Source organism: Streptomyces sp. NPDC004031 (assembly GCF_053604375.1).
Genome location: NZ_JBSGHL010000024.1, coordinates 1 through 26,943 on the forward strand (window position 1 = coordinate 1; position 26,943 = coordinate 26,943).

At 74.6% G+C, this 26,943-nt stretch carries 22 protein-coding genes and 1 pseudogene; 17 read left to right on the top strand and 6 right to left on the bottom strand.

What is annotated here, in order from left to right; translation table 11 throughout:
• Nucleotides 1–217 precede the first annotated feature (217 nt).
• From ACWERV_RS17535 to ACWERV_RS17565, 7 genes and pseudogenes are all read left to right on the top strand, one after another.
• Nucleotides 218–2,473, top strand: a complete 2,256-nt coding sequence (locus tag ACWERV_RS17535; RefSeq protein ID WP_452933702.1) for a tetratricopeptide repeat protein — start codon at nucleotides 218–220, stop codon at nucleotides 2,471–2,473.
• A gap of 248 nt (nucleotides 2,474–2,721) precedes the next feature.
• Entirely contained in the window at nucleotides 2,722–3,846 is a 1,125-nt protein-coding gene (ald, locus tag ACWERV_RS17540) for an alanine dehydrogenase (protein WP_452933704.1), read from the top strand.
• A gap of 412 nt (nucleotides 3,847–4,258) precedes the next feature.
• Nucleotides 4,259–5,188 (top strand): annotated as a pseudogene (locus ACWERV_RS17545) (ParA family protein); the annotation flags it as partial.
• On the top strand, nucleotides 5,173–5,889 hold the full coding sequence (locus tag ACWERV_RS17550; protein WP_452933706.1) for a hypothetical protein: 717 nt from the start codon (nucleotides 5,173–5,175) through the stop codon (nucleotides 5,887–5,889). The pseudogene ACWERV_RS17545 and the gene ACWERV_RS17550, both read left to right, overlap by 16 nt.
• Before the next feature lie 65 nt (nucleotides 5,890–5,954).
• Nucleotides 5,955–7,106, top strand: coding sequence for a segregation/condensation protein A (locus tag ACWERV_RS17555; protein ID WP_452933708.1), 1,152 nt, complete (start codon nucleotides 5,955–5,957; stop codon nucleotides 7,104–7,106).
• On the top strand, nucleotides 7,103–7,795 hold the full coding sequence (gene scpB / locus ACWERV_RS17560; RefSeq protein WP_398188702.1) for an SMC-Scp complex subunit ScpB: 693 nt from the start codon (nucleotides 7,103–7,105) through the stop codon (nucleotides 7,793–7,795). The genes ACWERV_RS17555 and scpB overlap by 4 nt, the downstream gene beginning before the upstream one ends.
• Nucleotides 7,795–8,991 carry a pseudouridine synthase gene (locus tag ACWERV_RS17565; protein ID WP_398188705.1) on the top strand — a complete coding sequence of 399 codons (1,197 nt, stop codon included), beginning with the start codon at nucleotides 7,795–7,797 and terminating at the stop codon, nucleotides 8,989–8,991. Before scpB ends, ACWERV_RS17565 begins: the two co-directional genes overlap by 1 nt.
• Here ACWERV_RS17565 and ACWERV_RS17570 read toward each other — a convergent pair.
• Complete coding sequence (locus ACWERV_RS17570; protein WP_452933710.1) at nucleotides 8,988–9,704, bottom strand: nucleotidyltransferase domain-containing protein; 717 nt, start codon at nucleotides 9,702–9,704, stop codon at nucleotides 8,988–8,990. The genes ACWERV_RS17565 and ACWERV_RS17570 overlap by 4 nt on opposite strands.
• A gap of 209 nt (nucleotides 9,705–9,913) precedes the next feature.
• Here ACWERV_RS17570 and ACWERV_RS17575 point away from each other — a divergent pair, with 209 nt between their 5' ends.
• The 4 genes from ACWERV_RS17575 (at nucleotide 9,914) to der (ending at nucleotide 13,991) form a co-directional block, all read left to right on the top strand.
• Nucleotides 9,914–11,011, top strand: a complete 1,098-nt coding sequence (locus ACWERV_RS17575; RefSeq protein WP_452933712.1) for a prephenate dehydrogenase — start codon at nucleotides 9,914–9,916, stop codon at nucleotides 11,009–11,011.
• Between the two features lie 114 nt (nucleotides 11,012–11,125).
• Nucleotides 11,126–11,806, top strand: a complete 681-nt coding sequence (gene cmk / locus ACWERV_RS17580) for a (d)CMP kinase (RefSeq protein WP_452933714.1) — start codon at nucleotides 11,126–11,128, stop codon at nucleotides 11,804–11,806.
• 59 nt (nucleotides 11,807–11,865) lie between these two features.
• Entirely contained in the window at nucleotides 11,866–12,453 is a 588-nt protein-coding gene (locus ACWERV_RS17585) for a lysophospholipid acyltransferase family protein (protein ID WP_398189112.1), read from the top strand.
• Nucleotides 12,454–12,533: 80 nt separating this feature from the next.
• Nucleotides 12,534–13,991, top strand: coding sequence for a ribosome biogenesis GTPase Der (gene der, locus ACWERV_RS17590; RefSeq protein ID WP_398188717.1), 1,458 nt, complete (start codon nucleotides 12,534–12,536; stop codon nucleotides 13,989–13,991).
• Nucleotides 13,992–14,030: 39 nt separating this feature from the next.
• On the opposite strand, the gene ACWERV_RS17595 is transcribed toward der, so the two are convergent.
• Nucleotides 14,031–14,279 (bottom strand): hypothetical protein, encoded by a 249-nt coding sequence (locus ACWERV_RS17595; protein WP_452933716.1) that lies wholly within the window; start codon nucleotides 14,277–14,279, stop codon nucleotides 14,031–14,033.
• Between the two features lie 458 nt (nucleotides 14,280–14,737).
• Nucleotides 14,738–15,580, bottom strand: a complete 843-nt coding sequence (locus ACWERV_RS17600) for a hypothetical protein (RefSeq protein WP_452933718.1) — start codon at nucleotides 15,578–15,580, stop codon at nucleotides 14,738–14,740.
• 193 nt (nucleotides 15,581–15,773) lie between these two features.
• On the opposite strand from ACWERV_RS17600, the gene ACWERV_RS17605 reads away from it, so the two are divergent.
• Together ACWERV_RS17605 and ACWERV_RS17610 are read left to right on the top strand one after the other, a co-directional pair.
• Complete coding sequence (locus ACWERV_RS17605; protein ID WP_452933721.1) at nucleotides 15,774–16,472, top strand: LysM peptidoglycan-binding domain-containing protein; 699 nt, start codon at nucleotides 15,774–15,776, stop codon at nucleotides 16,470–16,472.
• Nucleotides 16,473–16,952: 480 nt separating this feature from the next.
• Nucleotides 16,953–17,264 carry a hypothetical protein gene (locus tag ACWERV_RS17610; RefSeq protein WP_452933723.1) on the top strand — a complete coding sequence of 104 codons (312 nt, stop codon included), beginning with the start codon at nucleotides 16,953–16,955 and terminating at the stop codon, nucleotides 17,262–17,264.
• A gap of 135 nt (nucleotides 17,265–17,399) precedes the next feature.
• On the opposite strand, the gene ACWERV_RS17615 is transcribed toward ACWERV_RS17610, so the two are convergent.
• On the bottom strand, nucleotides 17,400–18,428 hold the full coding sequence (locus ACWERV_RS17615) for a phosphatase PAP2 family protein (RefSeq protein ID WP_452933725.1): 1,029 nt from the start codon (nucleotides 18,426–18,428) through the stop codon (nucleotides 17,400–17,402).
• A gap of 363 nt (nucleotides 18,429–18,791) precedes the next feature.
• On the opposite strand from ACWERV_RS17615, the gene ACWERV_RS17620 reads away from it, so the two are divergent.
• Nucleotides 18,792–19,985, top strand: coding sequence for an acyl-CoA dehydrogenase family protein (locus tag ACWERV_RS17620; protein ID WP_452933727.1), 1,194 nt, complete (start codon nucleotides 18,792–18,794; stop codon nucleotides 19,983–19,985).
• 48 nt (nucleotides 19,986–20,033) lie between these two features.
• Here the strand turns inward: ACWERV_RS17620 and ACWERV_RS17625 are convergent, their stop codons facing one another.
• Together ACWERV_RS17625 and ACWERV_RS17630 are read right to left on the bottom strand one after the other, a co-directional pair.
• Nucleotides 20,034–22,229 (bottom strand): MMPL family transporter, encoded by a 2,196-nt coding sequence (locus tag ACWERV_RS17625; RefSeq protein WP_452933729.1) that lies wholly within the window; start codon nucleotides 22,227–22,229, stop codon nucleotides 20,034–20,036.
• A 194-nt stretch (nucleotides 22,230–22,423) separates the two neighbouring features.
• Nucleotides 22,424–22,873, bottom strand: a complete 450-nt coding sequence (locus ACWERV_RS17630) for a cell division protein SepF (protein WP_398188741.1) — start codon at nucleotides 22,871–22,873, stop codon at nucleotides 22,424–22,426.
• A 457-nt stretch (nucleotides 22,874–23,330) separates the two neighbouring features.
• Between ACWERV_RS17630 and ACWERV_RS17635 the strand changes: the two genes are divergently transcribed.
• From ACWERV_RS17635 to ACWERV_RS17645, 3 genes are all read left to right on the top strand, one after another.
• Nucleotides 23,331–24,665 carry a DUF5685 family protein gene (locus ACWERV_RS17635; protein WP_452933732.1) on the top strand — a complete coding sequence of 445 codons (1,335 nt, stop codon included), beginning with the start codon at nucleotides 23,331–23,333 and terminating at the stop codon, nucleotides 24,663–24,665.
• 412 nt (nucleotides 24,666–25,077) lie between these two features.
• Entirely contained in the window at nucleotides 25,078–26,196 is a 1,119-nt protein-coding gene (locus tag ACWERV_RS17640) for an LLM class flavin-dependent oxidoreductase (RefSeq protein ID WP_452933734.1), read from the top strand.
• Nucleotides 26,193–26,912: an LLM class flavin-dependent oxidoreductase gene (locus ACWERV_RS17645; protein ID WP_452933736.1), complete on the top strand. Its 720-nt coding sequence runs from the start codon at nucleotides 26,193–26,195 to the stop codon at nucleotides 26,910–26,912. The genes ACWERV_RS17640 and ACWERV_RS17645 overlap by 4 nt, the downstream gene beginning before the upstream one ends.
• Nucleotides 26,913–26,943: the final 31 nt, after the last annotated feature.

Consider the following 26,943-nt stretch of genomic DNA (forward strand, 5'->3'; position numbering starts at 1 on the left):
CGCGATGTCGCCCAGCACCGGGGCGCGGGTCGTCACCGACCCGAAGGGGCAGTTCGGTCCGATCCGGACCACCGGCCGGTGGGGGCGGGCCGCGCAGTTCCCCGCGCCCCTGAAAACGGGGTGCCCCGCGCAGCGGTAAGGCGCTCGCCCTGCGCGGCAGGGAAGACGTCAACTACGCTCACGCCAAAGCTCACCCGCAGGGTAAGGAGTGGCCAGCGTGGACGACGGCACCCTCCCGCAGGGGCGCGGGGACGCCCAGGTCACCCCCCTCCCACCGCCCCCGGCGGGGTTCTGCGGGCGCACCCGCGAACTCGCCGAGCTCGCGGGGGAGATCGACCGCCCCGGCCTGGGCGGCGGGCGCCCGGACACCGCCCGCGTCCTGCTCGTCGCGGGCCGCCCCGGCACGGGCCGTACCGCGCTCGCGCTGTCCCTCGCCGCACGGGTCGCCGACCGCTACCCCGACGGGCAGTGGCACGTACGGCTCACGGGCCCCGCGGGCGTCCCCGTGCCCGCCGGGCAGGCGGTCCGCGGGCTGCTGCGGGCGCTGGGCGCGGGCGAGGACGCGGATCTGCGGGAGGTCACCGCGGGGCGGCGGCTGCTGCTCGTGCTGGACGACGTCGCGTCCCCCGACCAGCTCACCGCGCTGCTGCCGGCGAGCGCGGGGAGCCTGGTCGTGGCCACGTCGGGCGGCCCGCTGCCCGGGGTGCGCGACGTGCGCCCGTGCACGCTGGGCGGGCTGGACACGCCCGCCGCGGTCGAGCTGCTGGCGCGGGCGATCGGCGAGACCCGGGTGACGTGCGACCCGCGCGGCGCCGAGTCGCTCGTGCATGTGCTCGCCGGGCATCCCACCGCGCTGCGGATGACGGCGGCGTGGCTGGCCGCCCGCCCCGGTGTGTCGGTCGCCGACGCGGCCCTGAGGCTGCGCGACATCCCGCCGACCCCGCCGACCCCGCCGACCCCGCCCGCCGACCCGGCGGCTCGCAAGGACGCCCCCGCCCCACCCCGTCCGTCCGCGCCTCCGGCGGCCGCCGCGGGGAGCGGGCCCGTGCCCGCGCCCGGGGAACTCGTGCGGGCCTTCCGGATGGTGTACGAGGGGCTGCCGGCCGTCGCGGCGCGGATGCTGCGGCTGCTGGTGCTGGCACCGGCGGGGGTGGTGGACGCGCAGGGGGCGTCCGCGCTCGCCGGGTGCCCGGTGGAGGTCGCGGAAGGGACGCTGGAGGACTTCGTGCGCGGCGGTCTGCTCGCGGGCGGGCCGCAGCGGTACGCGGTGCCGGGGTGTCTGGAGGCGCTGCTCGGCGCCTTGCTGGCGGCGCGCGAGACGCCCGCCGACGTGACCCTGGCGCGGGCGCGGATGCTGGAGCGGACCGTGCGGCTGCTGCTGTCGTGCCGGGCGGCGCTGGCGGGGGAGCCGCTGGACGAGGCGGTGCCCCGCGCGCAGCGCTTCGACTCGGCCCGTACGGCTGCCGGGTGGCTGGACTCGCGGCTGCCCGCGCTGCTCGCCGCGGCGCGCTCGGCGGTGGCGGACGGCGAGCTGGACACGCTGGCGCGCCGCCTGGTCGCCGCGCTGGTGCGGGCGCTCGCCGCTTTCCCCGGCGGCGACGCGATGGCCGCCGAGCGCTACGAACTGCACTTCCTGGTGCTGGGGGTGGCCGAGCGGCGCGGGCTGCGCCGGGAGCAGGCGGCCGCGCTCATCAACCTCGGCGACCTGGACGCCCGCGCGGGCCGTACCGACCGTGCGCTCGACCGCTACCGGATCGCCCTGGACGCCGCCCGCGGCGCCGACGACCGGCAGGCCGAGGGCCGGGTCCTGGAGGCGCTGGGCGGCACGTACCTGGAGCGGCGCGACCCGGGCCGGGCTCTGGACTGGTACGGCCGCGCCCTCTCGCTGCGCCAGGGCAGCGGCGAGCAGGCCGACCAGGCGCGGCTGCGCGGCCGGATCGCCGCCCTGCTGGCGCACGGCGGGCGTTTCGGGCCCGCGCTGCGCGAATGGCGCAAGGCGGCGGGGCTGTACAAGCGGCTCGGCGATCTGAGCGGCCAGGCCCGCGCGCTCGCGGAGGCCGCGCGGGTGCAGGAGGCGGCGGGCCGCCCGGAGGACGCGATGCGCAGCTGCCGGGACGCCCTGTACTGGGCCCGGCAGGCGGGCGACCGGCGGCTGGAGGCCGCGCTGCTGCTGCGGCTGGCGGACCTGCTGGACCGGCTGGGCGACCCGGAGGGCGCCCGGTTGCAGCGGGAGAGCGTGCAGCGGATGTCCGAGCGGGCCGCGGCCGCCCGGCCCGGTTCCGCCGCCGGACCCGCATCCGAGCCGGGACCCGCCCCCGTACCCGGCCCGCAGGCCGCACCCGCTCCGGGCGGCACATCTTCTCCCGACAGCGCACCGGCTCCGGACAGCCCACCGGCTCCGCGCACCGCGCCCGACCCGCAGGCCGCGCCCGCCCCGGACGCCTCCGGCGCCCCGGATGTCGCGCGGCCGTGATCGGGGCGCAACGCCTCGGTGACGGGGTCATGATGCGATTCCGATCAGGCGTGTCCCGTCGCCGGCCTACGAAAATGCCAATACTGCTCAGAAAATCAACCACTTTGTAAGGCTGGACAGCAGCTCTTCCTTCACTAGACTGGGCCATGCCGCGCACAACGCGGTCAGGTCCGACGTGTCGTGCCAACCTGCACCATGTCAGGACAATCTCACCCAACCACCCCTGGGCAACCCTGAGCGCAAGGACCGTGATCGACGTGAAGGTGGGCATCCCCCGCGAGGTCAAGAACAACGAGTTCCGCGTGGCCATCACCCCGGCCGGCGTGCACGAGCTGGTGCGAGGCGGGCACCGGGTCGTCGTCGAGGAGGGTGCGGGCGCGGGCTCGTCCATCCCGGACGAGGAGTTCACGGCGGCCGGTGCCGCCGTCCTCGGCACCGCCGACGAGGTGTGGGCCGAGGCCGATCTGCTGCTCAAGGTCAAGGAGCCGGTCGCCGAGGAGTACCACCGGCTGCGCAAGGACCAGACGCTCTTCACCTACCTGCACCTCGCGGCCTCCCGGGCGTGCACGGACGCGCTGCTGGAGTCCGGCACCACCGCCATCGCCTACGAGACGGTCGAGACGCCCGACCGCCGGCTGCCGCTGCTCGCCCCCATGTCCGAGGTGGCGGGCCGGCTCGCCCCGCAGGTCGGCGCCTACCACCTGATGCGCTCGGCGGGCGGCCGCGGGGTGCTGCCCGGCGGGGTGCCCGGTGTGCAGTCCGGCCGCGCGGTCGTCATCGGCGCGGGCGTGTCCGGCTGGCACGCCACCACGATCGCGCTGGGTCTCGGCTTCCACGTCACGCTGCTCGACAAGGACGTGAACAAGCTGCGGGAGGCCGACAAGGTGTTCGGCAACCGCGTGCAGACCGTCGCGTCCAACGCGCTCGCGCTCGAACAGGCCGTGCTGGTGGCCGACCTGGTGGTCGGCGCGGTCCTGATCCCGGGCGCCAAGGCGCCCAAGCTCGTCACCAACGAGCTGGTCTCGCGCATGAAGCAGGGATCCGTCCTTGTCGACATCGCGATCGACCAGGGCGGCTGCTTCGAGGACTCGCGCCCCACCACGCACGCCGAGCCGACCTTCACCGTCCACGACTCGGTCTTTTACTGCGTCGCCAACATGCCCGGCGCGGTGCCGAACACCTCGACGTACGCGCTGACCAACGCCACGCTGCCGTACGTCCTGGAGATCGCCGGCCGCGGCTGGCAGGAGGCGCTGCGCCGCGACCCGGCGCTCGCGCTGGGGCTCAACACCCATGAGGGGCAGGTCGTTTACGGTCCGGTGGCCGAAGCGCACGGACTCGATCCGGTCGAACTGCGCACCCTGTTGGGCTGACCGGGACATCCGCCGGGGCGGTGGACGCCCCGAAGTGCCAACTGTGCACCTACGGCCGGGTCTTGCGCGCGCAGGACCCGGCCGTTCATGTCGTTACGCCCTTGACAGAGGGGTGTTCGGTTGCCGACACATCGTGCCGTGTCCGGCGGATTGTGTTGCTGTGAACCACCGACACGCCATAGAGTCGCGAAACGTCGGCTGTAGTCACGCTGACCTGTTGAGAAGTTTCCTGGTCCCCAAGGAGGTAAGACGACTTGTGAATGAGTCGACATTTGCTCCCGGGAGTGGCCAACCAGCAATGACCGTCGGCTCCGTCGCGGTGCACACCTTCGAGTCACGCAGAGCCGAACCCGCCGACCCACAAAGCGCATACGCCATGGGCCCTTACGACGACAACGACGACCTGCAAGACGGTCAGTTCTACGACCCCGACGCCGAATACGAGCCCGACCCCGAGTACGCGGCGACGCTCGCGCCGGACGCCGCCCGCCAGCGCCGTGAGCGCGTCGGGCCGACCGGCCGTCCGCTGCCGTACTTCCCGATCCCCAACCCGCTCACCGACCACGGTCCGGCGAAGATCGTCGCGATGTGCAACCAGAAGGGCGGGGTCGGCAAGACCACCTCGACCATCAACCTGGGTGCCGCGCTCGCCGAGTACGGCCGCCGGGTGCTGCTGGTCGACTTCGACCCGCAGGGCGCGCTGTCCGTCGGGCTAGGGGTCAACCCGATGGAACTTGACATCACGGTCTACAACCTGCTGATGGAACGCGGGCTCGCGGCCGACGAGGTGCTGCTGAAGACCGCTGTGCCCGGCATGGACCTGCTGCCGAGCAACATCGACCTGTCCGCCGCCGAGGTGCAGCTCGTCAGCGAGGTCGCCCGCGAGTCGGCGCTGGCGCGCGCCCTCAAGCCGCTGCTGCCCGACTACGACTACATCGTGATCGACTGCCAGCCCTCGCTCGGCCTGCTCACGGTCAACGCGCTCACCGCCGCGCACTCCGTGATCGTGCCGCTGGAGTGCGAGTTCTTCGCGCTGCGCGGTGTCGCGCTGCTCACCGAGACGATCGAGAAGGTCCGCGAGCGGCTCAACCCCGAGCTGGAGCTCGACGGCATCCTCGCCACCATGTACGACTCGCGGACCGTGCACAGCCGCGAGGTGCTGGCGCGGGTCGTCGAGGCCTTCGACGACCACGTCTTCCACACCGTCATCGGCCGCACCGTGCGTTTCCCCGAGACCACCGTCGCGGGCGAGCCCATCACCACCTACGCCTCCAACTCCGTCGGCGCCGCCGCCTATCGCCAACTCGCCAGGGAGGTGCTCGCCCGGTGCCACGCCGAGTGACCCTGCCGGGCGCCGACGAGCTGTTCCGGACCACCGGGGGTGCGGCGCTCCAGGCCCCGCAGCCCCGGCAGCAGCCGCAGCAGCAGCACTCCGGGGGCGATTCGCAGGGCGACACCCGGCCGCGTCCGGCCCAGGAACAGACGGGCGGGACGGCCGGCGGCGAGCAGGACGGCGAGGGCCGGGGCGGCACTGAGACCCGCGACCCCGGCCACGGGCAGGGCCGCGACCGCGGCGAGCGCGACCGGCAGGACCGCAACGGCTCCGGCGGTACCGAGCACGGCGGCCGGGACGTCCCGACGGGCCGCCGTACGCAGGGCACCCCGATCGGGCCCGTCAACGGCACCGCGCCCGCGGCCCCGCCGCAGCCGCAGGTGCCCGTCCAGCAGCCCGGCGGCTCCGCGGCGGCCCAGCACCCGGCGCCGCCCGCGCCGCAGGGGCCAGCGGCACCCGCCGCCCGCCGCAAGGCACCGCGGCAGAACCGCCGCCCCAGCGGGCGCGAGCGGCACGACGAGAAGATCACCGTCTACGTTTCCGCCGAGGAACTGATGGACCTGGAGCACGCCCGGCTGGTGCTCCGCGGCGAGCACGGCCTGGCCATCGACCGCGGCCGGATCGTCCGCGAGGCCGTCGCCGTGGTGCTCGCGGACCTGGAGTCGCGCGGCGACGCCAGCATCCTCGTACGGCGGCTGCGCGGGCGCTGAGCCGCGCCTCGGCCGCTCCGGGGGGAGGTAACCTGCCGATTCCCGCCCCCGCACACTGGACCTCGATGCCGACCACCACGACCGACCCCGCCGACCGCCCGCGCCGCCGCCTCGGCCGCGGCGTCCCGACGCACGCGGAGGAGCCGGTCCCGGCGGAGCCGTCGGCCGGGGAAGCGGTCCCGGAGACGGTGGTCCCGGAGACGGCCGAGGACGTACCGGCCCAGGAGCCGGCGGACGTACCCGGACCCGGTGGCGTACCGCGGGACGAACCGGAGCCCGTGACCGGCGAAGAGGCCGGAGAAGAGACCGGGGACGAGACCGGGGACGAGGCCGACGACGGGCGCTTCACCGTACGGCTGCACAATTTCGAGGGACCCTTCGACCTGCTGCTCCAGCTGATCGCCAAGCACAAGCTGGACGTCACCGAGGTCGCGCTGTCGAAGGTCACCAACGAGTTCATGGCGCATCTGCACGCCATGGGCCCGGACTGGGACCTCGACCAGACCACCGAGTTCCTGGTCGTCGCCGCCACCCTGCTGGACCTCAAGGCCGCGCGGCTGCTGCCCGCCGCGGAGGTCGAGGACGAGGCCGACCTCGCGCTGCTGGAGGCCCGCGACCTGCTCTTCGCCCGGCTGCTGCAGTACCGGGCCTACAAGCAGATCGCCGCGATCTTCGCCGAGCGGCTGGAGCACGAGGCGCTGCGCCGCCCGCGCACGGTCGGCCTGGAGCCGCAGCACGCCGAGCTGCTGCCCGAGGTCGTGCTGAGCATCGGCCCCGAGCGCTTCGCGCAGCTCGCCGTCAAGGCCATGCAGCCCAAACCGCGGCCGCAGGTCTACGTCGACCACATCCACGCCCCGCTGGTCAGCGTGCGCGAGCAGGCCGAGCACGTGATCGCGCTGCTGCGCGAGCACGGCAGCGCCAGCTTCGGCGAGCTGACCGCGGACGCGCCCGACACGCTCACCGTCGTGGCCCGCTTCCTCGCGCTGCTGGAGCTCTACCGGGAGAAGGCGGTCGGGCTCGACCAGGAGGAGGCGCTGGGCGCCCTCCAGGTCCGCTGGACGGGCGGCGAGCAGGCGCCGGACGCCCCGCTGGTGACCGACGAGTTCGACCAGGAGGCGGCGCCGCGCAGGCCGGGGAAGCAGAGCAGGCAGGGCAGGGAGCAGGCCGAGGGGGCCGCCGCCGCACCGGCGGCGGCCGGGAACGGAGCACAGGGATGACCGAGGTGACGGATCTCACCGCGGGGCTGGAGGTGCCCGAGGAGCAGCCCGCACCCGCCGGGCTGCTCTCCGCGGCCACCGCCGGGCTGGAGCTGAAGCCCGCGCTGGAAGCCGTCCTCATGGTCGTGGACGAGCCCGCGACCGAGGAGCAGCTCGCGAAGGTCCTGGAGCGGCCGCGGCGCGCGATCGGCGCGGCGCTGCGCGAGCTGTCCGACGACTACACGCGCGAGGGCAGGGGCTTCGACCTGCGGCTGGTCGCTGGCGGCTGGCGTTTCTACACCCGGCCGGACTTCGCGCCCGCGGTGGAGAAGTTCGTCCTGGACGGCCAGCACGCCCGGCTCACACAGGCCGCGCTGGAGACGCTCGCGGTCGTCGCCTACCGCCAGCCGGTCAGCCGCTCACGGGTCTCGGCGGTGCGCGGGGTCAACTGCGACGGGGTCATGCGCACCCTGCTCCAGCGCGGGCTGATCGTCGAAGGTGGGACGGAACCCGAGACAGGTGCGATCCTGTACAGGACGACGAACTACTTCCTGGAACGCATGGGCCTGCGCAGCCTCGACGAGCTGCCCGAGCTCGCCCCGTTCCTGCCGGAGGCGGACGCGGTCGAGGCGGAGTCCCAGGAGGGGCTGCCGTCGTTCGATCCGGATGCGCCGGACGAACCCCCGACACTTGCGAAGACGGACGACTGATGCGAAGCAGCGACAGGAACAGCGGCTCCGACCGGACCCCCCGAAGCGGCGGGGGCGCCCCCCGGCGGGGCACCGGCACGGGCGGCCGGGGCGGCAGCGGAGGCTCCGACCGCCGCGGTGACGCCCCGCGCCGCGGCGACGCGCCCCGCCGTGGTGACGCCCCGCGCCGTGGCGAGGGCGGTGGCCGCGCCGACGCCCCGCGTCGCAACGACGGCGCCCCGCAGCGCCCCCGCAAGCCGCGTCCCGAGGAGCGCCGCTACGACGTCGGCGACACCGGCCAGTCCGGCGCGAACAAGCCCGGCGGCATGCCCCGCACCAAGCCCGGCGGCCCCGGCCCGGCCGGCAACCGCGGCCGGGCGCGCGGCAGCGTCCCGGCCCGCCCCCGTGAGCTGGACGCCCAGATCGAGGAGCGCAACCGGGAGCGGCACAGCAAGCCCAAGCTCAACCTGCCCAAGACCTTCCCCGGCGCCGAGCAGGAGGGCGAGCGGTTGCAGAAGGTGCTGGCCAGGGCGGGCATGGGCTCACGGCGGGCGTGCGAGGAGCTGATCGAGCAGCACCGGGTCGAGGTCAACGGCCGGATCGTCACCGAGCAGGGCCTGCGCGTCGACCCCGAGCACGACGAGGTCAAGGTGGACGGCCTGACCGTCGCGACCCAGTCGTACCTGTTCTTCGCGCTGAACAAGCCCGCGGGCGTCGTCTCCACCATGGAGGACCCGGACGGACGGCAGTGCCTCGGCGACTACGTCACCAACCGGGAGACCCGGCTCTTCCACGTCGGCCGGCTCGACACCGACACCGAGGGCCTGATCCTGCTCACCAACCACGGCGAGCTGGCCCACCGGCTGACCCACCCCCGCTACGGCGTGCAGAAGACCTACCTCGCCGCGATCCAGGGCCCGCTGCCGCGCGACCTGGGCAAGCAGCTCAAGAGCGGTATCGAGCTGGAGGACGGCTGGGCGCGCGCCGACCACTTCCGCATCGTGCAGAACACCGGCAAGAACTACCTGGTCGAGGTCACGCTGCACGAGGGCCGCAAGCACATCGTGCGGCGCATGCTCGCCGAGGCCGGCTTCCCCGTCGACAAGCTCGTGCGCACCAGCTTCGGCCCGATCCCGCTGGGCGACCAGAAGTCCGGCTGGCTGCGCCGGCTGACCAACACCGAGGTCGGCATGCTCATGCGCGAGGTGGACCTCTAGAGAACGGGTGCCGGGTCCGGCGCGCTCTCCGCGGAGGCGCGCCGGACCCGCACCAGGAAGTCCTCCACCCGCGCCCGGTCCGGCTCGGCGGGCAGCGGGGTACGGGCCGCGGCGGCGTCCACCTCCTCGTGCAGCGTCCGCATCCGGCCGCGCACCTCCTCCCAGCCGACCTCGCCGCGGCGCACCGCCAGCAGGTCCTCCCGGCGGTCGCCGACATCGACGGTGAGCGTGCCCGTACGCAGCAGGTCGCGGCAGCTGGTCAGCAGCCGCAGCAGGTGCATCGCGTGCTTCCAGCGCGGCGCGCCGTCCCGCCGGATATCCGCCTCCAGCTTGCCGAGCTGCTGCTCGGCGTAGCCGCGGAAGGACGCCTCGACCCGGCGGGACAAGAACGCGTCGCGCAGCTCCCGCAGCTCCCGGCCGGTCGCGTCGGCGTGCTCCACGAGCGGCGAGTGCAGGCACTCCAGCAGATTGGGGTTGGCGCGCAGCGCGAGCGAGCAGAAGCGCTCGATCTCCCAGGAGAACTCCTCCTCGCGCGGCCCGGTGACATGCGTCGGCGGCTTGTCCAGCCGCCAGAAGAGCGGGGTGGGCGCCACGAACACCCCGCGCCGGTCGGTGTCGCTGCCGTCCGTCGCCAGGCCGAACGCCCGCGAGCCCATGACACACGCGTAGACCGTGTGCTCCCGGACCAGATCGTGCCCCAGCGATTCGCGCATGACGGCGATTATCGCCACCGCTTCCCCGATCCGCCGGGGAATTCCTGCTTCGGACGGTGAGCGGGTGGTCGACGGGGAGTACGGGACCGCTGGGGCCGACGCCCGCGGGCGGCACGTCTCGCAGTACGGTCCCCGGTCTCGCGACGGGCCGCCGCTGGCTACGCTGGACGCCCAGGCACCCCCGCTCCCGTACCCCAGGACACCCCCACGTGAGAACCGCACTGGTCATCGGCGCAGGCCTCATCGGCACGTCCGCCGCGCTCGCCCTCAGCGCGCGCGGTGTCGACGTCCGGCTCAGCGACCACGACGAATCCAGCGCCCGCACCGCGGCGGCCCTCGGCGCGGGAAGCCTGTACGACCCGGCGGCCACGGCGTCCGGACCCGTCGACCTGGTGATCGTCGCCGTGCCGCCCGCGCACGTACCGGCCGCCCTCGCCGACGCCATGGCCCGCGGTCTCGGCCGCGGCTACCTCGACGTCGCCAGCGTCAAGGGCGGCCCGCGCCGCGACCTGGAATCCCTCGGCGGCGACCTCACCCGCTACATCGGCACCCACCCGATGGCCGGCCGGGAACGCTCCGGCCCCCTCGCCGCCAGCGCCGACCTCTTCGACGGCCGCCCCTGGATCCTCACCCCGACCCCCGGCACCGACACCGAGGTGCTCAACCTCGCCCTGGAGCTGGTCGCGCTGTGCGGGGCCGTCCCCGTCGTCATGGACGCCGACGCGCACGACCGGGCCGTCGCGCTCGTCTCGCACACCCCGCAGCTCGTCTCCAGCATGGTCGCCGCCCGGCTCCAGCACGCCGAGGACAGCACGGTGCGGCTGTGCGGGCAGGGCATCCTCGACGTCACCCGCATCGCCGGATCCGAACCCGCGATGTGGATGGACATCCTCGCCGCCAACCCCGGCCCCGTCGCCGACGTCCTCGCCGGCATCTCCGCGGACCTCGACGCGACCGTCGAGTCGCTGCGGGCGCTGCAGAGCGCCGACGAGGAGAAGCGGCGCGGGGGCGCCGACGGCATCGCGGACATACTGCGGCGCGGCAACGCGGGCCGCGCCCGGGTCCCCGGCAAGCACGGGACGGCGCCCAAGGCGTACGAGGTCGTGGCCGTCCTCATCGGGGACCAGCCCGGCGAGCTGGCCCGCCTGTTCGCCGACGCGGGCGCGGCCGGGGTCAACATCGAGGACGTGCGCATCGAGCACAGCGCCGGCCAGCAGGCGGGCCTCGCCCAGCTCTTCGTCGAGCCCCGCTCGGCCCCGGTCCTCTCCGCGGCCCTCCGCGACCGCGCGTGGTCCCTGCGGCCCTGAACCCGGGGGCGCGGGGAACAGCCCGGGGCGGCGGAGGGGGCGCCGGGAGGCCGGTAACCTTGGGGGAATGGCCCGGCGGCGAGCCGGTTGGCACGACAAGGAAAGGCCCCCACCGTGGAGAACCCGGTGATCGTCGCGATCGACGGCCCCTCCGGCACAGGCAAGTCCAGCACGTCCAAGGCGGTCGCCGTCAAGCTGGGGCTCAGCTACCTCGACACCGGTGCGCAGTACCGGGCCATCACCTGGTGGATGCTGACGAACGGGGTGGACGTCGCCGACCCCGCCGCCATCGCGGACGCGAGCGGCAAGCCCGTCATCGTGTCCGGCACGGACCCGCTCGACCCGCGGATCACCGTGGACGGCGTGGACGCCTCCGGCCCGATCCGTTCGCAGGAGGTCACCGCCGCGGTGAGCGCGGTCAGCGCGGTGCCCGAGGTGCGCGCCCGGATGGTCGACCACCAGCGGGCCGCCGCCGCTGCGGCCCCGGTCGGCATCGTGGTGGAGGGCCGGGACATCGGCACCACCGTGCTGCCCGACGCGACTGCGAAGATCTACCTGACCGCTTCCGCGGAGGTCCGCGCCGCCCGCCGCAGCGGTGAGCTGAGGGGCGCGGTGAGCGTCGCCGCGACGCAGGAGGCCCTGGTCAAGCGGGACGCCGCCGACTCCGGCCGGAAGACCTCGCCGCTGGCGAAGGCCGCGGACGCGATAGAGGTCGACACCTCGGACCTGACCCTGGACGAGGTCGTCGACCGCGTCGTCGCCCTGGTCGGGGAGAAGAAGGCGACCGCGAGGTGACCACCGCCCTGCCCAGCCCGCGCGGCGCCGCCGTCGCCCGCGGCATCGGCATCGGCCTGATGAACGGCCTGTGGCGCCCCCGGGTGCTCGGCACCTGGCGCGTCCCCGCGCAGGGTCCGCTGATCCTCGCCGGGAACCACGCGCACAACGTCGACGGCCCGATGCTGATCGGCACGAGCCCGCGCCCGCTGCACTTCCTGGTCAAGAAAGAGGCCTTCATCGGGCCGCTGGACCCGTTCCTGCGGGCCATCGGCCAGATCGAGGTCGACCGTACGAGTGCCGACCGCACCGCGATCACCACCGCCCTGAAGGTGCTGGAGAACGGCGGTGTGCTGGGCATCTTCCCCGAGGGCACGCGCGGCGCGGGCGGCGACTTCGCCCAGCTGCGCGCCGGGCTGGCGTATTTCGCCGTACGCTCGGGTGCGCCGGTCGTTCCGGTCGCGGTGCTCGGCAGCGCCCGCAAGGGCCGGCTGGTGCCGCAGCTCCCGCCGCTGCGCAGCCGTATCGACGTCGTGTACGGGGAGCCGTTCACTGCCGTCACGGAGGGCGGGCGGCGCACGCGGGCCGCGATGGACGCCGCGACCTCGTACATCCAGGAGCGGCTGACCGCGCACATGACCGAGGCCCGGCGGGCCACCGGCCGCTGAACCACCGCCGCGCACCGCGGCCGGCCCTCCCGGGGCCGGACGGTGCCGCGCGCACCACTTGTTGACCGACGGAGAGACCGATGGACCAGCACGACCAGCACGGCGACACCGGCGCGCTCGGCGACGCCGAGTACGCCGAGTTCATGGAACTCGCCGCCGAGGAGGGCTTCGACCTGGAGGACGTCGCCGACGACGTCGCCGCGGCGGGTCACGGCCCGCTGCCGGTGCTCGCCGTCGTCGGCCGGCCGAACGTCGGCAAGTCGACCCTGGTCAACCGGATCATCGGCCGCCGCGAAGCGGTCGTCGAGGACCGGCCGGGCGTCACCCGCGACCGCGTGACGTACGAGGCGAACTGGAACGGCCGCCGCTTCAAGATCGTCGACACCGGCGGCTGGGAGCAGGACGTGCTCGGCATCGACGCCTCGGTGGCCGCGCAGGCCGAGTTCGCGATCGAGGCGTCCGACGCGGTCGTCTTCGTCGTGGACGCCACGGTCGGCGCCACCGACACCGACGAGGCCGTCGTCAAGCTGCTGCGCCGCGCGGGCAAGCCCGTCGTGCTCGCCGCCAACAAGGTCGACGGCCCCTCCGGCGAGGCCGACGCGGCCGCGCTGTGGAACCTCGGCCTCGGCGAGCCCTTCCCGGTCTCCTCGCTGCACGGCCGCGGCACCGGCGACCTGCTGGACGCCATCCTGGAGGCGCTCCCCGAGGCGCCCGAGATGACCTTCGGCGACACGGTCGGCGGCCCGCGCCGCATCGCGCTCATCGGCCGCCCGAATGTCGGCAAGTCGTCGATGCTCAACAAGATCGCCGGGGAGGAGCGGGTCGTCGTCAACGAGCTGGCCGGCACCACCCGCGACCCGGTCGACGAGCTGATCGAGCTCGGCGGCAAGACATGGAAATTCATCGACACGGCGGGCATCCGGCGCCGCGTCCACCTCACCGAGGGCGCCGACTACTACGCGAGCCTGCGCACCGCCGCCGCGCTGGAGAAGGCCGAGGTCGCCGTCATCCTCGTCGACGTCGCCGAGACGCTCGCCGAGCAGGACATGCGCATCATCTCGATGGCCGTCGAGGCGGGCCGCGCGGTCGTCATCGCCTACAACAAGTGGGACCTGCTGGACGAGGAACGCCGCTTCTACCTGGAGCGGGAGATCGAGCGCGACCTCGTGCAGGTGCAGTGGGCGCCGCGCGTCAACGTCTCCGCCCGCACCGGGCGGCACGTCGAGAAGCTCGTGCCGGCGATCGAGACCGCGCTCGCCGGCTGGGAGACCCGGGTCCCCACCGGCAGGCTCAACGCCTTCCTCGGCGAGCTGGTCGCCGCCCACCCGCACCCGATCCGCGGCGGCAAGCAGCCCCGTATCCTCTTCGGCACCCAGGCCGGCACCAGGCCGCCGCGCTTCGTGCTCTTCGCCTCCGGCTTCCTGGAGGCGGGCTACCGGCGCTTCATCGAACGCCGGCTGCGCGAGGAGTTCGGCTTCGAAGGCACGCCCATCCAGGTCTCCGTGCGGGTCCGCGAGAAGCGCGGCCGCAAGAAGTGAGCCGGCCGCCCGGGGGTTCCGCCCCCGGGCGCTCCGCTCTCACAGGTCGTGCAGCCGGTTGTCGCCCTGCCCCGGCGGCAGCGCGGCCGGCCCGTTCCCCCGATGCCGCCCCGGCGCGGCGGGCGGCACCTCCGGGTGCCACAGCCCGAAGCCGTTGAACTGCAACGACTCCTCACCCGTCCGGTCCCCGGGCAGCGTACGGAAGAGCCGCCGGTACTCGCGGTAGAGCGCGTCATAGATGGGCGTGGCAGAGCCACCGCTTCCGTCGGTGTCCTGCGCGCTGCGCATGGGCGGGATGTAGCGCTGGAACGGGGACCGGGAGGAAGCGTCAAAGATCTGCACGTACCGCCCAACGACCCGCATTCCCCGCGGGATGCGGTCCGCCCGGCTGAACTTTCCGCCGGGCGGTGAGCCTCTCCGCCGCGTCCGGCGGGCTGACCTGCCCCTTACGCGGGGGGCGCGCGCCTTGCGCTGCCGCGCCGTGAGCGTGCACTTGCCCCGCGGGGCACCCGTTTTGAGGCTGCGGCTGCGCTGCCGAGCACTCGTTTTTAGGGGCGCGGGGAACTGCGCGAGCAACCCACCACCGGCCGGTGGTCCGGTACGGACCGAACTGCCCCTTCGGGCCGGTGACGACCCGCGCCACCGCCGTGGCTGAGCGCGCAGTTCCCCGCGCCCCCAAAAAACGGGCGCCCGGCGCGGTCTGGAAAACGAGAGCCCCGCGCGGCAAGCGCGGCCTTGGCGGGGGGTCAGGTTCCGGACAAAGGCATGGTCGCAGCGACGAGCTGCCCCCTCGCGCAGGCGCGTTCGAGCGCTTCGCGCAGGAGGTCCTCCCGGGGCTGGCGCCCGATCGCCCCGGCGGGGCCCGCGTAGACGTACACCGCGTTCGTGCGCTGCACGGCGGCCCGCCAGCCGTCGCTCACCTGGAGCGGCTGGTGCGCCTGCCACCACGCGGCGGCGGGCGCGCCGCCCACCGGGGGCTGGAGCACCGCGTGCAGCTTGCCCATGGCCAGCAGCACCGACCAGCCCGTGAGCGGCGACGGCGGCGCCGAGAGGTCGAGCTGCGGCATGAAGCCCTGCTCGATGAGCAGCGGCAGGAAGTCGTCGCCGCCGCCGGTCGCGCCGGCTCGGGCGACGGGTCCGGTCGGTTCGATCACCAGCGCGGGGTGCAGCGCGTCCTCGACGATGATCAGCCCGCAGGTGATGCCGAGCACGGCCTGCCGCGGCGCGGCCTCGGGGGCGGGCGCCGGGGCGGGTACGGGCGCGGGCCGTAGCGTCGAGCGAAACGGTACGGCAGGTGCGGGCGGCGCGGCGTCGTCGCCGGCGATGCTGCGTACCGCACCCTGGAGCTGCTCCTCCGCGACGGGCACGACCTGCGACGGGATGCAGGCGGCGTGCGCGAAGGCGAGCACCGCTGTCTCGTCGCCGACGAAGAGCACCGTGCTGGTCCGCTCCTGTGTGCTGTCCCCGGGGGTGCGGCAGGACGTGCAGTCGTACGTGCCCGGGGCGTTCTCGCCGGCGAGGAGGCGCCTGGTCTCCTCCTCGCCGATCTCGGCTCGTACCTCGTCGCTCACGTCGAGCAGGGGCGCCACGGGAGTCTCCTTGGTCCGTTTGGCCGGGCCTGCCCCGGCGCACTGTGACAACGGACGGTCTGTGCCGGGAGTCACGGTTTGCGCTCCCGTCGCTTGCGACGCGCACGCCGGGCTGGGCCGAACGGGTGCGCCGGGGTGCGGGCCGGGGCGCGGCTCCCGCGGAGGCGGGGGAACGCGTGCTTAGCGTGGGGCGATGAGCGAGAAATCGTCTTATCGTCATGTGTCGAGGTGCCAACGCGCCGCCGCCGTCGCCGGGTTCGGCGCGGTGGCCGTCCTGCCGCTGGCCGCGCAGCCCGCGGCGGCCGCGCAGGTGCCCGCCCCCGCGCGCCCGCCGGCCGCGCTCGGCGGTGTCCCGGCCACCGGACTCCCGGCGATCGGCCTTCCGGCCGTTGCCCCGCTGACGGCCGCGACCGCGGGCGTCACCCCCGCCGCGGCGGCCGTCGCGGGCGTGCCCGGCACCCCGGGAGCGATGCCGCGCGCCCGCTCCGTCTGGGACGACCTGGCCCTGTGCGAGAGCAGCGGTGACTGGCACATCAACAGCGGCAACGGCTTCTACGGCGGTCTCCAGTTCTGGCAGCCCACCTGGGAGGCGTTCGGCGGCCTGGCGTACGCCCGGCGGGCCGACCTCGCCACCCCCGCGCAGCAGATCGCGATCGCCGAGGCCGTGCTGCGGGTCCAGGGCTGGGGCGCCTGGCCGGTGTGCTCCAAGCGGCTCGGGCTCAGCGGCGGGGCGACCTCGGTGCACACCGTCGAGGCCGGGGAGACGCTCGCGGGTATCGCGAGCGCCGAGGGTGTCACGGGCGGCTGGCAGAAGCTCTGGACGCTGAACAAGAAGGCGATCGGCGCCGACCCCGACAAGCTGATGCCCGGGACTCTTCTCAGCCTGCGCTGAATTCCGCGGCGCGCCTCCGGACGGGCGCGGAATGCCGGGCGCTCCGCCCGCTCCGCGCCCGCCTCCGGTCCGCGCCCTGAACCCCGGCTGAACGCCCGGTGCCGCCGGGATCCGGGGCCCGGCCGCCCGCCGGGCCGGGCCCCGGTGGCCCCGGCGCAGCGCGGAATTCGCCCCGTCCGATACCCCGGGCGCACCCCGTCCGGGCGGGCTGAACGGCCCGGAAGCCACCGGTCGCGGGGGAGCGGGCGGGGCGCCGGAATGGTAATCCGTCCCCTATAGCGGCCGTCCGCGGACGGCGGGCATTGCCGCGAGTTGTGTGTAAATCGTGTGCACCGGAATTTCCGGCCCACCGTTATTCATCCTGGCGCAATGTCCCCGATGCACTATCCGTGACGCGGACACGGCGGAATCCCGTGGGCGGTGCGGGCGCCGCGCGGCACGGGTCGGCATACGGCCCGGTGGCGGCCTACGGTGGCAGGCATGGCCCCCGCATCGCACCCCGAAGACCCCCGCTCCGAAGACCCCCGCCCTGAGGACGGCCGTCCGGGTGAGTCCTCCGAGCCGTCCCGGCCGGGCACCCCCGCGCAGCCCTTCCCGGGCGGCATCCCCGACGACGACCTGGACGCCTACGTCGGCCTGCCGCAGCAGGAGGCCGAGCAGCGGGCGTACGCGCGCGGCTGGCGGCCGGTCCGCAGCCTGCCGCGGGACGCGGTCGTGACGATGGAGTACGTCGCCGGGCGGCTCAACTTCACGCTCGACGGCGGCCGCGTCCTGCGCTGCTGGACCGGCTGACCCGGCTGACCCGGCCGCGTCCGGGAGAGGACCCCGTACACGGCTCCGGGCCGGGTGCCGCGCCGCACGGTGGCGGGGCACCCGGCCCGGAGCCGGTGGAAGCGGGCGGAAACAGCGGGAAGCGGGCGGAAGCGGTCAGCCGGCGACGCCGCGGCCGCGGGCCTGCTGGTGGACCAGCGGGCTCGCCGGGCGCGGGTGCTCGCCCTGCGGGCGGCGGCTGCCCGCGGGTGTCGTCGTGGTGCGTTCGTGCCGCCCGGCGGTCTGCCGGCCCGCGGCGGGACGGGCCGCGGTGTGCGGCCCGCCGCCCGCCTGGCTCTTGGCCGCGGTGACCGGCAGGCGGCTCGCGGACGGGCCTTCCGGGGCGTCGTCGTCGCCGTCCGCGCGGACGAGGGCGCCCGCCGGGATCGCGGTGAGCGACCGGGCCGTACGGCCGCCGCGGCGGTGGAACAGCCGGGCCCAGCCGGTGGTCAGGTAGACCTCGGCCGAGGCCATCGCCGGTTCGAACCAGGGCAGTGCCAGCAGGATGAGGAGGCCGGCCGCCCAGCCGAGCAGGACGTCGCTCACCCAGTGCGTGCCGAGGTAGACCGTCGTCGCGCCCACGCCGAGCGCCAGCAGGGCGCTTCCGATCGAGCCCCAGCGCCGCGCGCGCGGCGTGGTGCCCAGATAGGCCAGGACGCCCCAGGTCACCACCGCGTTGGCGGTGTGACCCGAGGGGAATATGTCGCCGCCGGCGAACATCTCGGCCGATCCGACGGTCGTCGCGTAATGCGGGCCGAGCCGTCCGAGGCCGTACTTCACGGCCCCCACGGTGATGTTCAGCAGCAGCAGGGAGGTGCCCAGCACCAGCAGCGGGTACAGCGTCCGGCGGCGCCAGGCCCGCCAGCTCAGCCACGCGAGCACCATCACGGCCGTCGGTCCGCGCTGGCCGAGGACCACGAAGTAGTCCAGGAAGGCGTGGATCTGCGGCCACTGCTTGTACGGACGCCAGAGCATGACCTGCCAGTCGAGCGTCACCAGCTTGGAGGTGGTGAGGACGCCCACGACGATGGCCACGTACACAGCCAGCGTCGCACCGAACAGCCATACGCGTGTTCGACTCATCCGGCCCATGGCACGGCGGGTCGGGCGATCCGCGGCGCGGTGGGGCCTGTCATCGGTACGCACCCAATTGACGTTACAGCGTGTGACGGCACAGGTCGGCCGATGGAGCCGCTTTGTAATGACGATGTGATGTGGACTGCGTCTCACCACCCCTTTGGCGCACCGGGTTTCGGGGGAATGCGGTCCGCGGCCGGGAGTTAACCCATGGGTGGCGATACTCACATGAGCGTCTTCTTATTTATTGCTTATTTCCCTCACCTTTCTCCCGGGTTTCCCGTCCGCTGAGCGGACACCGGTGACCGGGAGTGCCCGCGGCCATGCCCGCCGCGCCGCCGCGCCGAGGGCTCTGGACGCGCGCGGTACCGGTCCGTAACGTCGGCCCCGCCGTCATTACCGCTGCTAGTTTTCCGGCCGGAGGTCCCTGCCATGCCGCCCGCTCCCGCCCTGCCGCCCTTCGACCCGTACGACCCGCTGGGTCTGGACGACCTGCTGAGCGACGAGGACCGCGCGATCCGCGACACCGTACGGGCCTGGGCCGCCGACCGTGTGCTGCCGCACGTCGCCGACTGGTATGAGCGCGGCGAGCTGCCGGGCGTCCGCGATCTCGCGCGCGAGCTGGGCGCGCTCGGGGCGCTCGGCATGCAGCTCACCGGATACGGCTGCGCGGGCGCCGGCGCCGTGCAGTACGGGCTGACGTGCCTGGAACTGGAGGCGGCCGACTCCGGCATCCGCTCGCTGGTCTCGGTGCAGGGCTCGCTCGCCATGTACGCGATCCACCGCTTCGGCTCCGAGGAGCACAAGCAGGAGTGGCTGCCGCGGATGGCCGCGGGCGAGGTCATCGGCTGCTTCGGCCTCACCGAGCCCGACCACGGCTCGGACCCCGCCGGGATGCGCACCCGGGCCCGCCGGGACGGCGCCGACTGGGTGCTCGACGGCCGCAAGACGTGGATCACCAACGGGTCGGTCGCCGGTGTCGCCGTGGTGTGGGCGCAGACCGAGGACGGCATCCGCGGCTTCGTCGTCCCGGCCGGCACCCCCGGCTTCAGCGCCCCGGAGATCCACCACAAGTGGAGCCTGCGCGCGTCCGTCACCAGCGAGCTGGTCCTGGACGGTGTCCGGCTGCCCGGCTCCGCGGTGCTCCCGGAGGTCACCGGGCTGCGCGGGCCGCTCAGCTGCCTCAGCCACGCCCGTTACGGCATCGTCTGGGGAGCGATGGGCGCCGCCCGCGCGAGCTTCGAGGCGGCGCTGGCCTACGCCCGCGAGCGCGAACAGTTCGGCCGCCCGATCGCCGGCTTCCAGCTCACCCAGGCCAAGCTCGCCGACATGGCCGTCGAACTCCACAAGGGCATCCTGCTGGCCCACCACCTGGGCCGCCGGATGGAGGCGGGGCGGCTGCGCCCGGAGCAGATCAGCTTCGGCAAGCTGACCAACGTCCGCGAGGCGATCGAGATCTGCCGCACGGCCCGCACGGTCCTCGGCGCCAACGGCATCTCGCTGGAGTACCCGGTCATGCGGCACGCCACCAACCTGGAGTCGGTGCTCACCTACGAGGGCACCGTCGAGATGCACCAGCTCGTGCTGGGCAAGGCCCTCACCGGACTCGACGCCTTCCGCGGCTGACGCCCGCCCGCACCGGCCGTACCGCCCTGCCGCCCTACCGCCGTAGGTCTACATGTGGACATGCGGCAGTACGCGGTCCAGCCGCCGCGGGAACCACCAGTTGGCCCGGCCCATGAGGAACATCGTGGACGGCACCAGCAGCAGCCGGACCACGGTGGCGTCCAGCACCACGCTCACCGCGAGGCCCAGCGCGAGCATCTTGACCACGACGGTCGGCGAGACGGTGAAGGACAGGAAGACCGCGGTCATGATGAAGGCGGCGCTGGAGATCACCCGGCCGGTCGCGGACAGTCCCGCGCCGACCGACCGGGTGTTGTCGGCCGTGCGGTGCCAGGCGTCGGAGATCCGCGACAGCAGGAAGATCTCGTAGTCCATCGACAGCCCGAAGACGATCGCGAACATCATCATCGGCACGTACGACTCGATCGGCACGGCCTCCGGCAGCCCCAGCGCCCCCGTCGCCCAGCCCCACTGGAAGGCGGCGGTCAGCACGCCGTACGAGGCGCCGGTCGTCAGCAGGTTGAGGACCACCGCCTTGACCGGGATGACCAGGCTGCGGAAAACGGTCATGAGCAGCACGAAGGCGGCGATCAGCACGATGCCGATGATGACGGGCAGCCGGTCCCTGACCGTGTCGCGGAAGTCGAACTGGCTGGGCGCGGTGCCGGTCAGATAGCCCCGGGCGCCCGTGCCGTGCAGCGCGTCGGGCAGGACGTGCCCGGTCAGCGCGTTGAACAGGCCGCCGGTCGCGGCCGACTGCGGGTCGCCGTCCGGGGTGAGCGTGCCGACCAGCAGCCTGCCGTCCGAGGTCTGCTGGAGCGGTGTCGTGGCGGCCACGTCCGGGGTGCCGGAGAGCGCCCTGTCCACGTCGTCGGCCACCTGGCTCGCCTGTACCGTGGCACGGCTGACGTCCACCACGACGGTGAAGGGCGCGTTGGCACCGGGGCCGAAGCCGGGGCCCCGCGCGTCGGAGATCCAGTCGAAGGCCGTCCTGCTGGTCGTGCCGGACTTCGCGGCGCCGTCGTCGACGTGCCCCAGCCGCATCGAGAACAGCGGCACCGCCAGCACCGCGAGCAGCGCCACCCCGCAGCACAGGAAGACCGCGGCGTGCCGGGAGATCAGCGCCGCCCAGCGGTGCCAGGCGTCGCTGTCGCCCGCGGTCTCGGCCACCGGGCGGCGGCGCAGCGTCCAGCGGTCGATGTGCCGCCCGGCGAGCGCGAGCGCCGCGGGCACCAGCGTCAGCGACGCGCTCGCCGTCACCACCACGGCGATCGTCGCCGCCAGGCCCAGCTTGCCGATGAAGGTCAGCCCGCACGCGTACAGGCTCAGCAGCGCCACCGCCACCGTCGTCGCGGCCACCAGGACGGCGTGGCCGCTGGTCGCGCAGGTGCGGGTGACACCGTCGGCGGGGGAGCGGCCGTCGATGAGGTCCTGCCGGAAGCGGGTGGTCAGGAAGAGCGCGTAGTCGATGCCGACACCGAGGCCGATCATCGTGGCGAGCGTCGGGGCGGCGGTGGCGAAGGTGACCGCGCCCGCCACGATGCCGACCACGCCGATGCCCGCGAGCACGCTCACCAGGGCGCACGCCAGCGGCAGCACGGCGGCCAGCACACTGCCGAAGACCAGCAGCAGGATGACCAGGGCCACGGCGATGCCGACGACCTCGCTCTCCAGGTCGTTCGCGGGCGCGGTGGTCACCTGGTCAAGACCGCCGCCGTACGCCACCTGGACACCGTCGGAACGCGCGGGCGCGGTCGCCGTGTCGAGCCGGTCGACGTAGCCGTGGCCCAGTTCCTTGAGCGGCTCGTCGAAGGAGACCGTGCTGTACGCGGTTGCCCCGTCGGAGCTGGTGACCAGGGCGGAGGCGGCGGTCGCGTGCGGCATCGCCGCGAGGTTGCCGACGGCCTGCTGCACGGCCTGCTGATGGCTGGAAACGGTCCCGGACGGGGTGTGGAAGACGACCAGGCCGTTCGGGGCGGCGGCCGCCGGGTCGGAGGCCGTGAGCAGGTCGGCGCCGGTGTCGGACTGTGTGCCCGGCAGGGTGATCTGGTCGCTGAACGTCGGGGCCACGATGTGCCGCCCGGCGAGCGCGGCGGCCATGACCGCGAGCCACACCAGGACGACCCAGCCGGCGTGCCGGGCGCAGAAGCCGCCCAGCCGGGCCAGTCGGCCGGCGGGCGGGTGCGGGCCGGGGACGGGGGCGGGAGAGGCACCGGCCGGGGCCGGGGGAGGAGCGGTCGGCACGACGCCTCCGTCACGAGGGCGGGAATTGTGCCGATTCTCACCGAGGCGGCCGCGGTCTCCCGGGCGACAGGCCGCAGCACCGGGGGGCGGGCGCACCCGGTCGGGCGCACGGGCCCGGTGTGCGGGCCGGGGTGCGCGGGCGCACGGCAGGACTCCCACCGGACGCGCGCCGCGCGGTCCGGTGAGAGCCCTGCTCAGCTCTGGTTGAAGAAGCCGTCGCCGCCGCGGCGGTCGTCGGCGTCGAGCACCGAGTAGTCGGCGGGGGTCAGCAGGAAGACCCGGTTGGCGACGCGCTCGATGGAGCCGCGCAGACCGAAGGTGAGGCCCGCGGCGAAGTCGACGACGCGCTTGGCGTCGGCGGACTCCATGGCGGTGAGGTTGACGATCACCGGGACGCCTTCCCGGAACAGCTCGCCGATGCCGCGCGCGTCCCGGAAACCGTCGGGGGTGACGGTGGCGATCCGCCGGCCCTGCTCCTGCGCGGCCTCACCGGCGATCCGCACCCGCGGATCGGTCACCCAGGTGTCGACACGCTGGGACTGGGAGCCCTCGCCGTAGTCGGCGTACTCCTCGTCGTAGTAACCCTCGCCGCCGTTGTCGTCGACGAGGCCCAGCCAGGCACTCGCCCGTCGAACCGATCCCATGGACGCCTCCTCTCTCGCACGCGGTCAGTACCGTCCGTCCGCAGGTCCTATCGTCGTCCATGATGTGGATAGTCCGCCAAGCGGATAGCCGCCACTCGGGCGAGTTGTGACGGTACTGGCACACACGATAGTGGCGTACCGTCAGGCTGCCGAAGGTGTAGGGAAGGTGACGATCCGATGGGAACGCATTTCACGTCCGGGTGACGCGTGCGGCCGTACGGCCCCGCACGGCGCTGACCGGCCGGGATGCCGATGTCCCTGCTGACGGGACGTCGGCGACGGCGCGGCCCGCGTTCCGGGCGGACCACCATGATGCATTCCCGGCCGATGATCCGACAGGCGTTAACATGACCAGCGCTCACTTCGGTTGCCCTTGAACGGGCGTCAACGAGCATGAACCGAGTTTCGATGTGTCACGCGGGAAATGCGGGGCACGCGGGGTCAGCGGGGGGAATGCATGTTCGGCATCATCAGGCCGTGCCGCCACCGAATGTCCGAGGGAATGGCCGCCTCGTGGGTCGCCCACCTGTGCGGGCTGTGCCTGGCGCTGCGGGACGGCCACGGCCAGGTGGCGCGAATAGCCACCAACTACGACGGTCTGATCGTCTCCGTCCTCGTCGAGGCGCAGACGGCCGCGGACGCCGGGCAGCAGCGCCGCACCGCCGGACCGTGCCCGCTGCGCGGCATGCGCACCGCCCCGGTCGCCACCGGCGAGGGCGCCCGGCTCGCCGCCGCCGTCTCGCTGGTGCTGGCGTCGGCCAAGATGCGCGACCACGTCGAGGACCGGGACGGCGCCTACGCCCGGCGCCCGGTCGCCGCCGCGGCCCGCGGGGTCGCCCGCCGCTGGGACAAGGCCGGTGCCCGCACCGGCGAGGACCTGGGCTTCGACACGGCCGTGCTGGTCGACGCCATCGGCCGGCAGGGCGCGATCGAGGCCGCGGTCGGCCCCGGCACCCCGCTGCTCGCCGTCACCGAGCCCACCGAGACGGCGACGGCCGCGGCCTTCGCGCACACCGCCGTCCTGGCCGGGCGCCCCGGCAACAAGGCGCCGCTGGAGGAGGCGGGACGGCTCTTCGGACGGCTCGCCCACCTGCTGGACGCCGTCGAGGACCTCGCCGACGACACCCGCACCGGCGCCTGGAACCCGCTCACCGCGACCGGCACCGACCTCGCCGAGGCCCGCCGGCTGTGCGACGACGCGCTGCACGGCATCCGGCTCGCGCTGCGCGACACCGACTTCGCGGGCTCCGCCTCCGGGCGGCTCACGCATGTGCTGCTCGTCCACGAGCTGGGACGCTCGGTGGACCGGGTCTTCGGCGGCGGCAGCTGCGGCCACTCCTCGCACCGCGCGGAGCAGGCCGCGGGCGGCCCCGCGGCCGGGATCGCCGTGCACGACAGCGGCATCCGGCCCGGCGGTGCCCAGCCGGGCGGCGCCGAGGCCAGTGGCAACCCCTTCGGGCCGAACCCGTACGCGCCGAACCCGCCGGGCAGCCCGGCCGATCCGGGCCAGAGCCCGTACGCCCCGGGCGGCCCCGGGATCCCCGGCGGCTTCCCGCCGCCGCCCGGCCCGCCGCGGCGCCGCGGGCTGCTGGCGGGGTGCCTGGTCTTCACCGGGCTCTTCTGCACCTGTCAGATGTGCTGCGCCACGCACGAGAACCCGTGGAGCCGGGAGCGCAAGGAGCCGTGGTGCGACGACTGCGACTGCGACGGCTGCGACGGGTGCTGCGATTGCTGCAACTGTTGTAACTGCTGCGATGGTTGTGACGGTTGCGACTGCGGGTGCGACTGCTGACACCGGTCGCCCGAGGGTTCACGGGCGGGGCGGGCGGTGTCCGCGGTGGCGTCGCGTCCCGCGGGATCGCCCGAGGGAGGGGCGGAAGTGGAGCGAGACCGGCTGTGTGAAGGCGGGTGATCCGTCGAGGCGGGTCAGCGACCGCAACACGAGGCCGACCACACTCGACACAGGTCGATGTGGCCGCGGGTGACGAGCCGGCAGCTGCGCATGGCCACAGTGCAGCAGCCGCCGGCACGATCCGTCAACGTGCCGAGACGCCGTGTCCACAAGCTGGACATGCTTGACAGCGGGTCACTTCGGCGGCATAGCCTTTCGGGAAGCCCTGGTGGCCCAGTCGCGTTGAGGGACGCGACGGCTCTGTGCGAAGGCACCCGCCCGTGCCTCTTCCGCGTGTCGACGGAGCCTTCGCATGCCTGCCCACACCCCGCTTCCCTCCTTCCGCCCCTTTCCGCCCGGCAACTCCCGCGGCCCCGGCACCTCCGCGCCCCCGGCCCCGCACCCGGTGTTCCCCGCGCCGCCGCCCGCCGCCCCCTTCGTCCGCGGCCGCACCCTGCACCTGGCCGCCGCGATAGGCGGCGGCCCCCCGCGGGAGGCCGCGCACTACCGGGAGCTGGCCCGGCTCGCCGAGGCCGGCGGGCTGGACTTCGTGACGCTCGCCCCCGCGGCGGCGGGCGGCGGCGGGCTGCTGGACGCCGTCGCGCTGCTCGCCGGGGTCGCGCCCGTCACCGACCGGATCGGCGTGGTGCCCGCCGTCCTCGCCTCCGGCGCCGAACCCGCCGACCCGCTGGCCATCGCCCCCGCGCTGGCCGCCCTGGACTGGGTCAGCCGCGGCCGGGCGGGCTGGACGGTGGAGGTCCCGGCCGCGCCCGTCCCACGGACCAGGGGGCGGGTCCGGCCGCAGCGGCCCGAAGCGCTCTGGCGGGCGGCGGGCGACACCGCCGAGGCCGTCCGGCGGATGTGCGGCGACCCCGGCGGGCCGCTGCCGCCGCGGGCCGCGCCCGTGACCGTGCTGGACGCCACCGAGCCCGCCGCCCGCCGGATCGCCGCGCGGCACGCCGACCTGGCCTTCGTCCGCGCCGCCGGACCCGAGGACGCCGGGCGGGCCAGAGCCGAGGTGCAGGCGCTCGCCGCCGAGGCCGGGCGCGGCCCGGAACCGCTGCCGGTGCTCGCCGACCTCACGGTGGACCTCTGCGGCGGCGAGCGCGGCCCGGAGCCGGGCGCCGAGATCGCCCTCGCGCAGGACACGTCGGGCGGTGTGCTCTTCCGCGGCGGCCCGGTCGATCTCGCCGACCTCATCGCCGACTGGCAGCGGCAGGGCGCGGTCGACGGCTTCCACGTCCGCCCGGTGGAACCCCGCCGCGACCTGGAGCGCTTCGTCAACGGCACCGCCGCGCTGCTCCAGCACCGCGGGCTCTTCCGCTCCTTCCACCCCGGTTCGACGCTGCGCGAGCACCTGGGCCTGCCCCGGACCGGGAGAGCGCCGTCACCCGGGGGCCGCGCGGGCGCCCGTACCGGGGCGGGGTCGTGACCGGGCGGCACAGCGGGGTGCGGCCCGTGCACCTGGGCGTGCTGCTGCCCGCCGGGTGCGGCGGCGGGGCAGGGGCGCCGCCGGACTTCGCCGTGTGCGCGGCGCTCGCCGGGGCCGCCGAGCGCGCCCGGTTCGACTTCGTGCTGCTCGACGGCGGCGGTGGCGGGCCCGAGCCGGTCACGGTGCTGCACGCGCTGGCCGCGCTGACCGAGCGGATCGGGCTGGCCGTCGCCTTCCCGGCGGGGGCGGGGGTCCGGGCGCCGTACGACCTGGCGCGCCGGATCGCCGTGCTCGACCGGCTCAGCGGCGGGCGCGCGGGCGGCCCGCCCGCCTCCTCCGGCGAACCCGCCGGGCCCCAGGGACGGCCGGTGGCGGTGGACTTCGGCGGCACCCCCGAGGTGCTGCTCACCGCCCGGGTGCCCGGTGTGCGGCGCCACGGGCGGCGGGTGCGGGTGCTCTCCCGGCTGGACCTCGCGGCGCTGGACCTGGCGGACGCGTCCGGCGCGCGTGAACTCGCGGGGCGGCTGCACACGCAGGTGCAGAGCGCCGCGACCGACGGCTTCGTGCTGACCCCGGACCCGGCGGCGGGCGGCGCGGGCCTGGACGCGTTCGCGGCACGGGTGGCGCCGCTGCTGCGCGAGCGCGGGTCGCTGCGCGCCGCGTACACCGGGACGACGCTGCGCGAACACCTGGGGCTGCCGCGGCCGGTGGGGTGAGGGATGGGGGCGGCGCGGGCGCGGTGACGGG

Coding starts and splice junctions, on each gene's coding strand:
- ACWERV_RS17555 (WP_452933708.1), top strand. CDS start 5,955: ATGCCGACCACCACGACCGACCCCGCCGACCGCCCGCGCCGCCGCCTC.
- scpB (WP_398188702.1), top strand. CDS start 7,103: ATGACCGAGGTGACGGATCTCACCGCGGGGCTGGAGGTGCCCGAGGAG.
- ACWERV_RS17565 (WP_398188705.1), top strand. CDS start 7,795: ATGCGAAGCAGCGACAGGAACAGCGGCTCCGACCGGACCCCCCGAAGC.
- ACWERV_RS17570 (WP_452933710.1), bottom strand. CDS start 9,704: ATGCGCGAATCGCTGGGGCACGATCTGGTCCGGGAGCACACGGTCTAC.
- ACWERV_RS17585 (WP_398189112.1), top strand. CDS start 11,866: ATGAACGGCCTGTGGCGCCCCCGGGTGCTCGGCACCTGGCGCGTCCCC.
- der (WP_398188717.1), top strand. CDS start 12,534: ATGGACCAGCACGACCAGCACGGCGACACCGGCGCGCTCGGCGACGCC.
- ACWERV_RS17595 (WP_452933716.1), bottom strand. CDS start 14,279: ATGCGCAGCGCGCAGGACACCGACGGAAGCGGTGGCTCTGCCACGCCC.
- ACWERV_RS17605 (WP_452933721.1), top strand. CDS start 15,774: ATGAGCGAGAAATCGTCTTATCGTCATGTGTCGAGGTGCCAACGCGCC.
- ACWERV_RS17610 (WP_452933723.1), top strand. CDS start 16,953: ATGGCCCCCGCATCGCACCCCGAAGACCCCCGCTCCGAAGACCCCCGC.
- ACWERV_RS17620 (WP_452933727.1), top strand. CDS start 18,792: ATGCCGCCCGCTCCCGCCCTGCCGCCCTTCGACCCGTACGACCCGCTG.
- ACWERV_RS17630 (WP_398188741.1), bottom strand. CDS start 22,873: ATGGGATCGGTTCGACGGGCGAGTGCCTGGCTGGGCCTCGTCGACGAC.
- ACWERV_RS17635 (WP_452933732.1), top strand. CDS start 23,331: ATGTTCGGCATCATCAGGCCGTGCCGCCACCGAATGTCCGAGGGAATG.
- ACWERV_RS17640 (WP_452933734.1), top strand. CDS start 25,078: ATGCCTGCCCACACCCCGCTTCCCTCCTTCCGCCCCTTTCCGCCCGGC.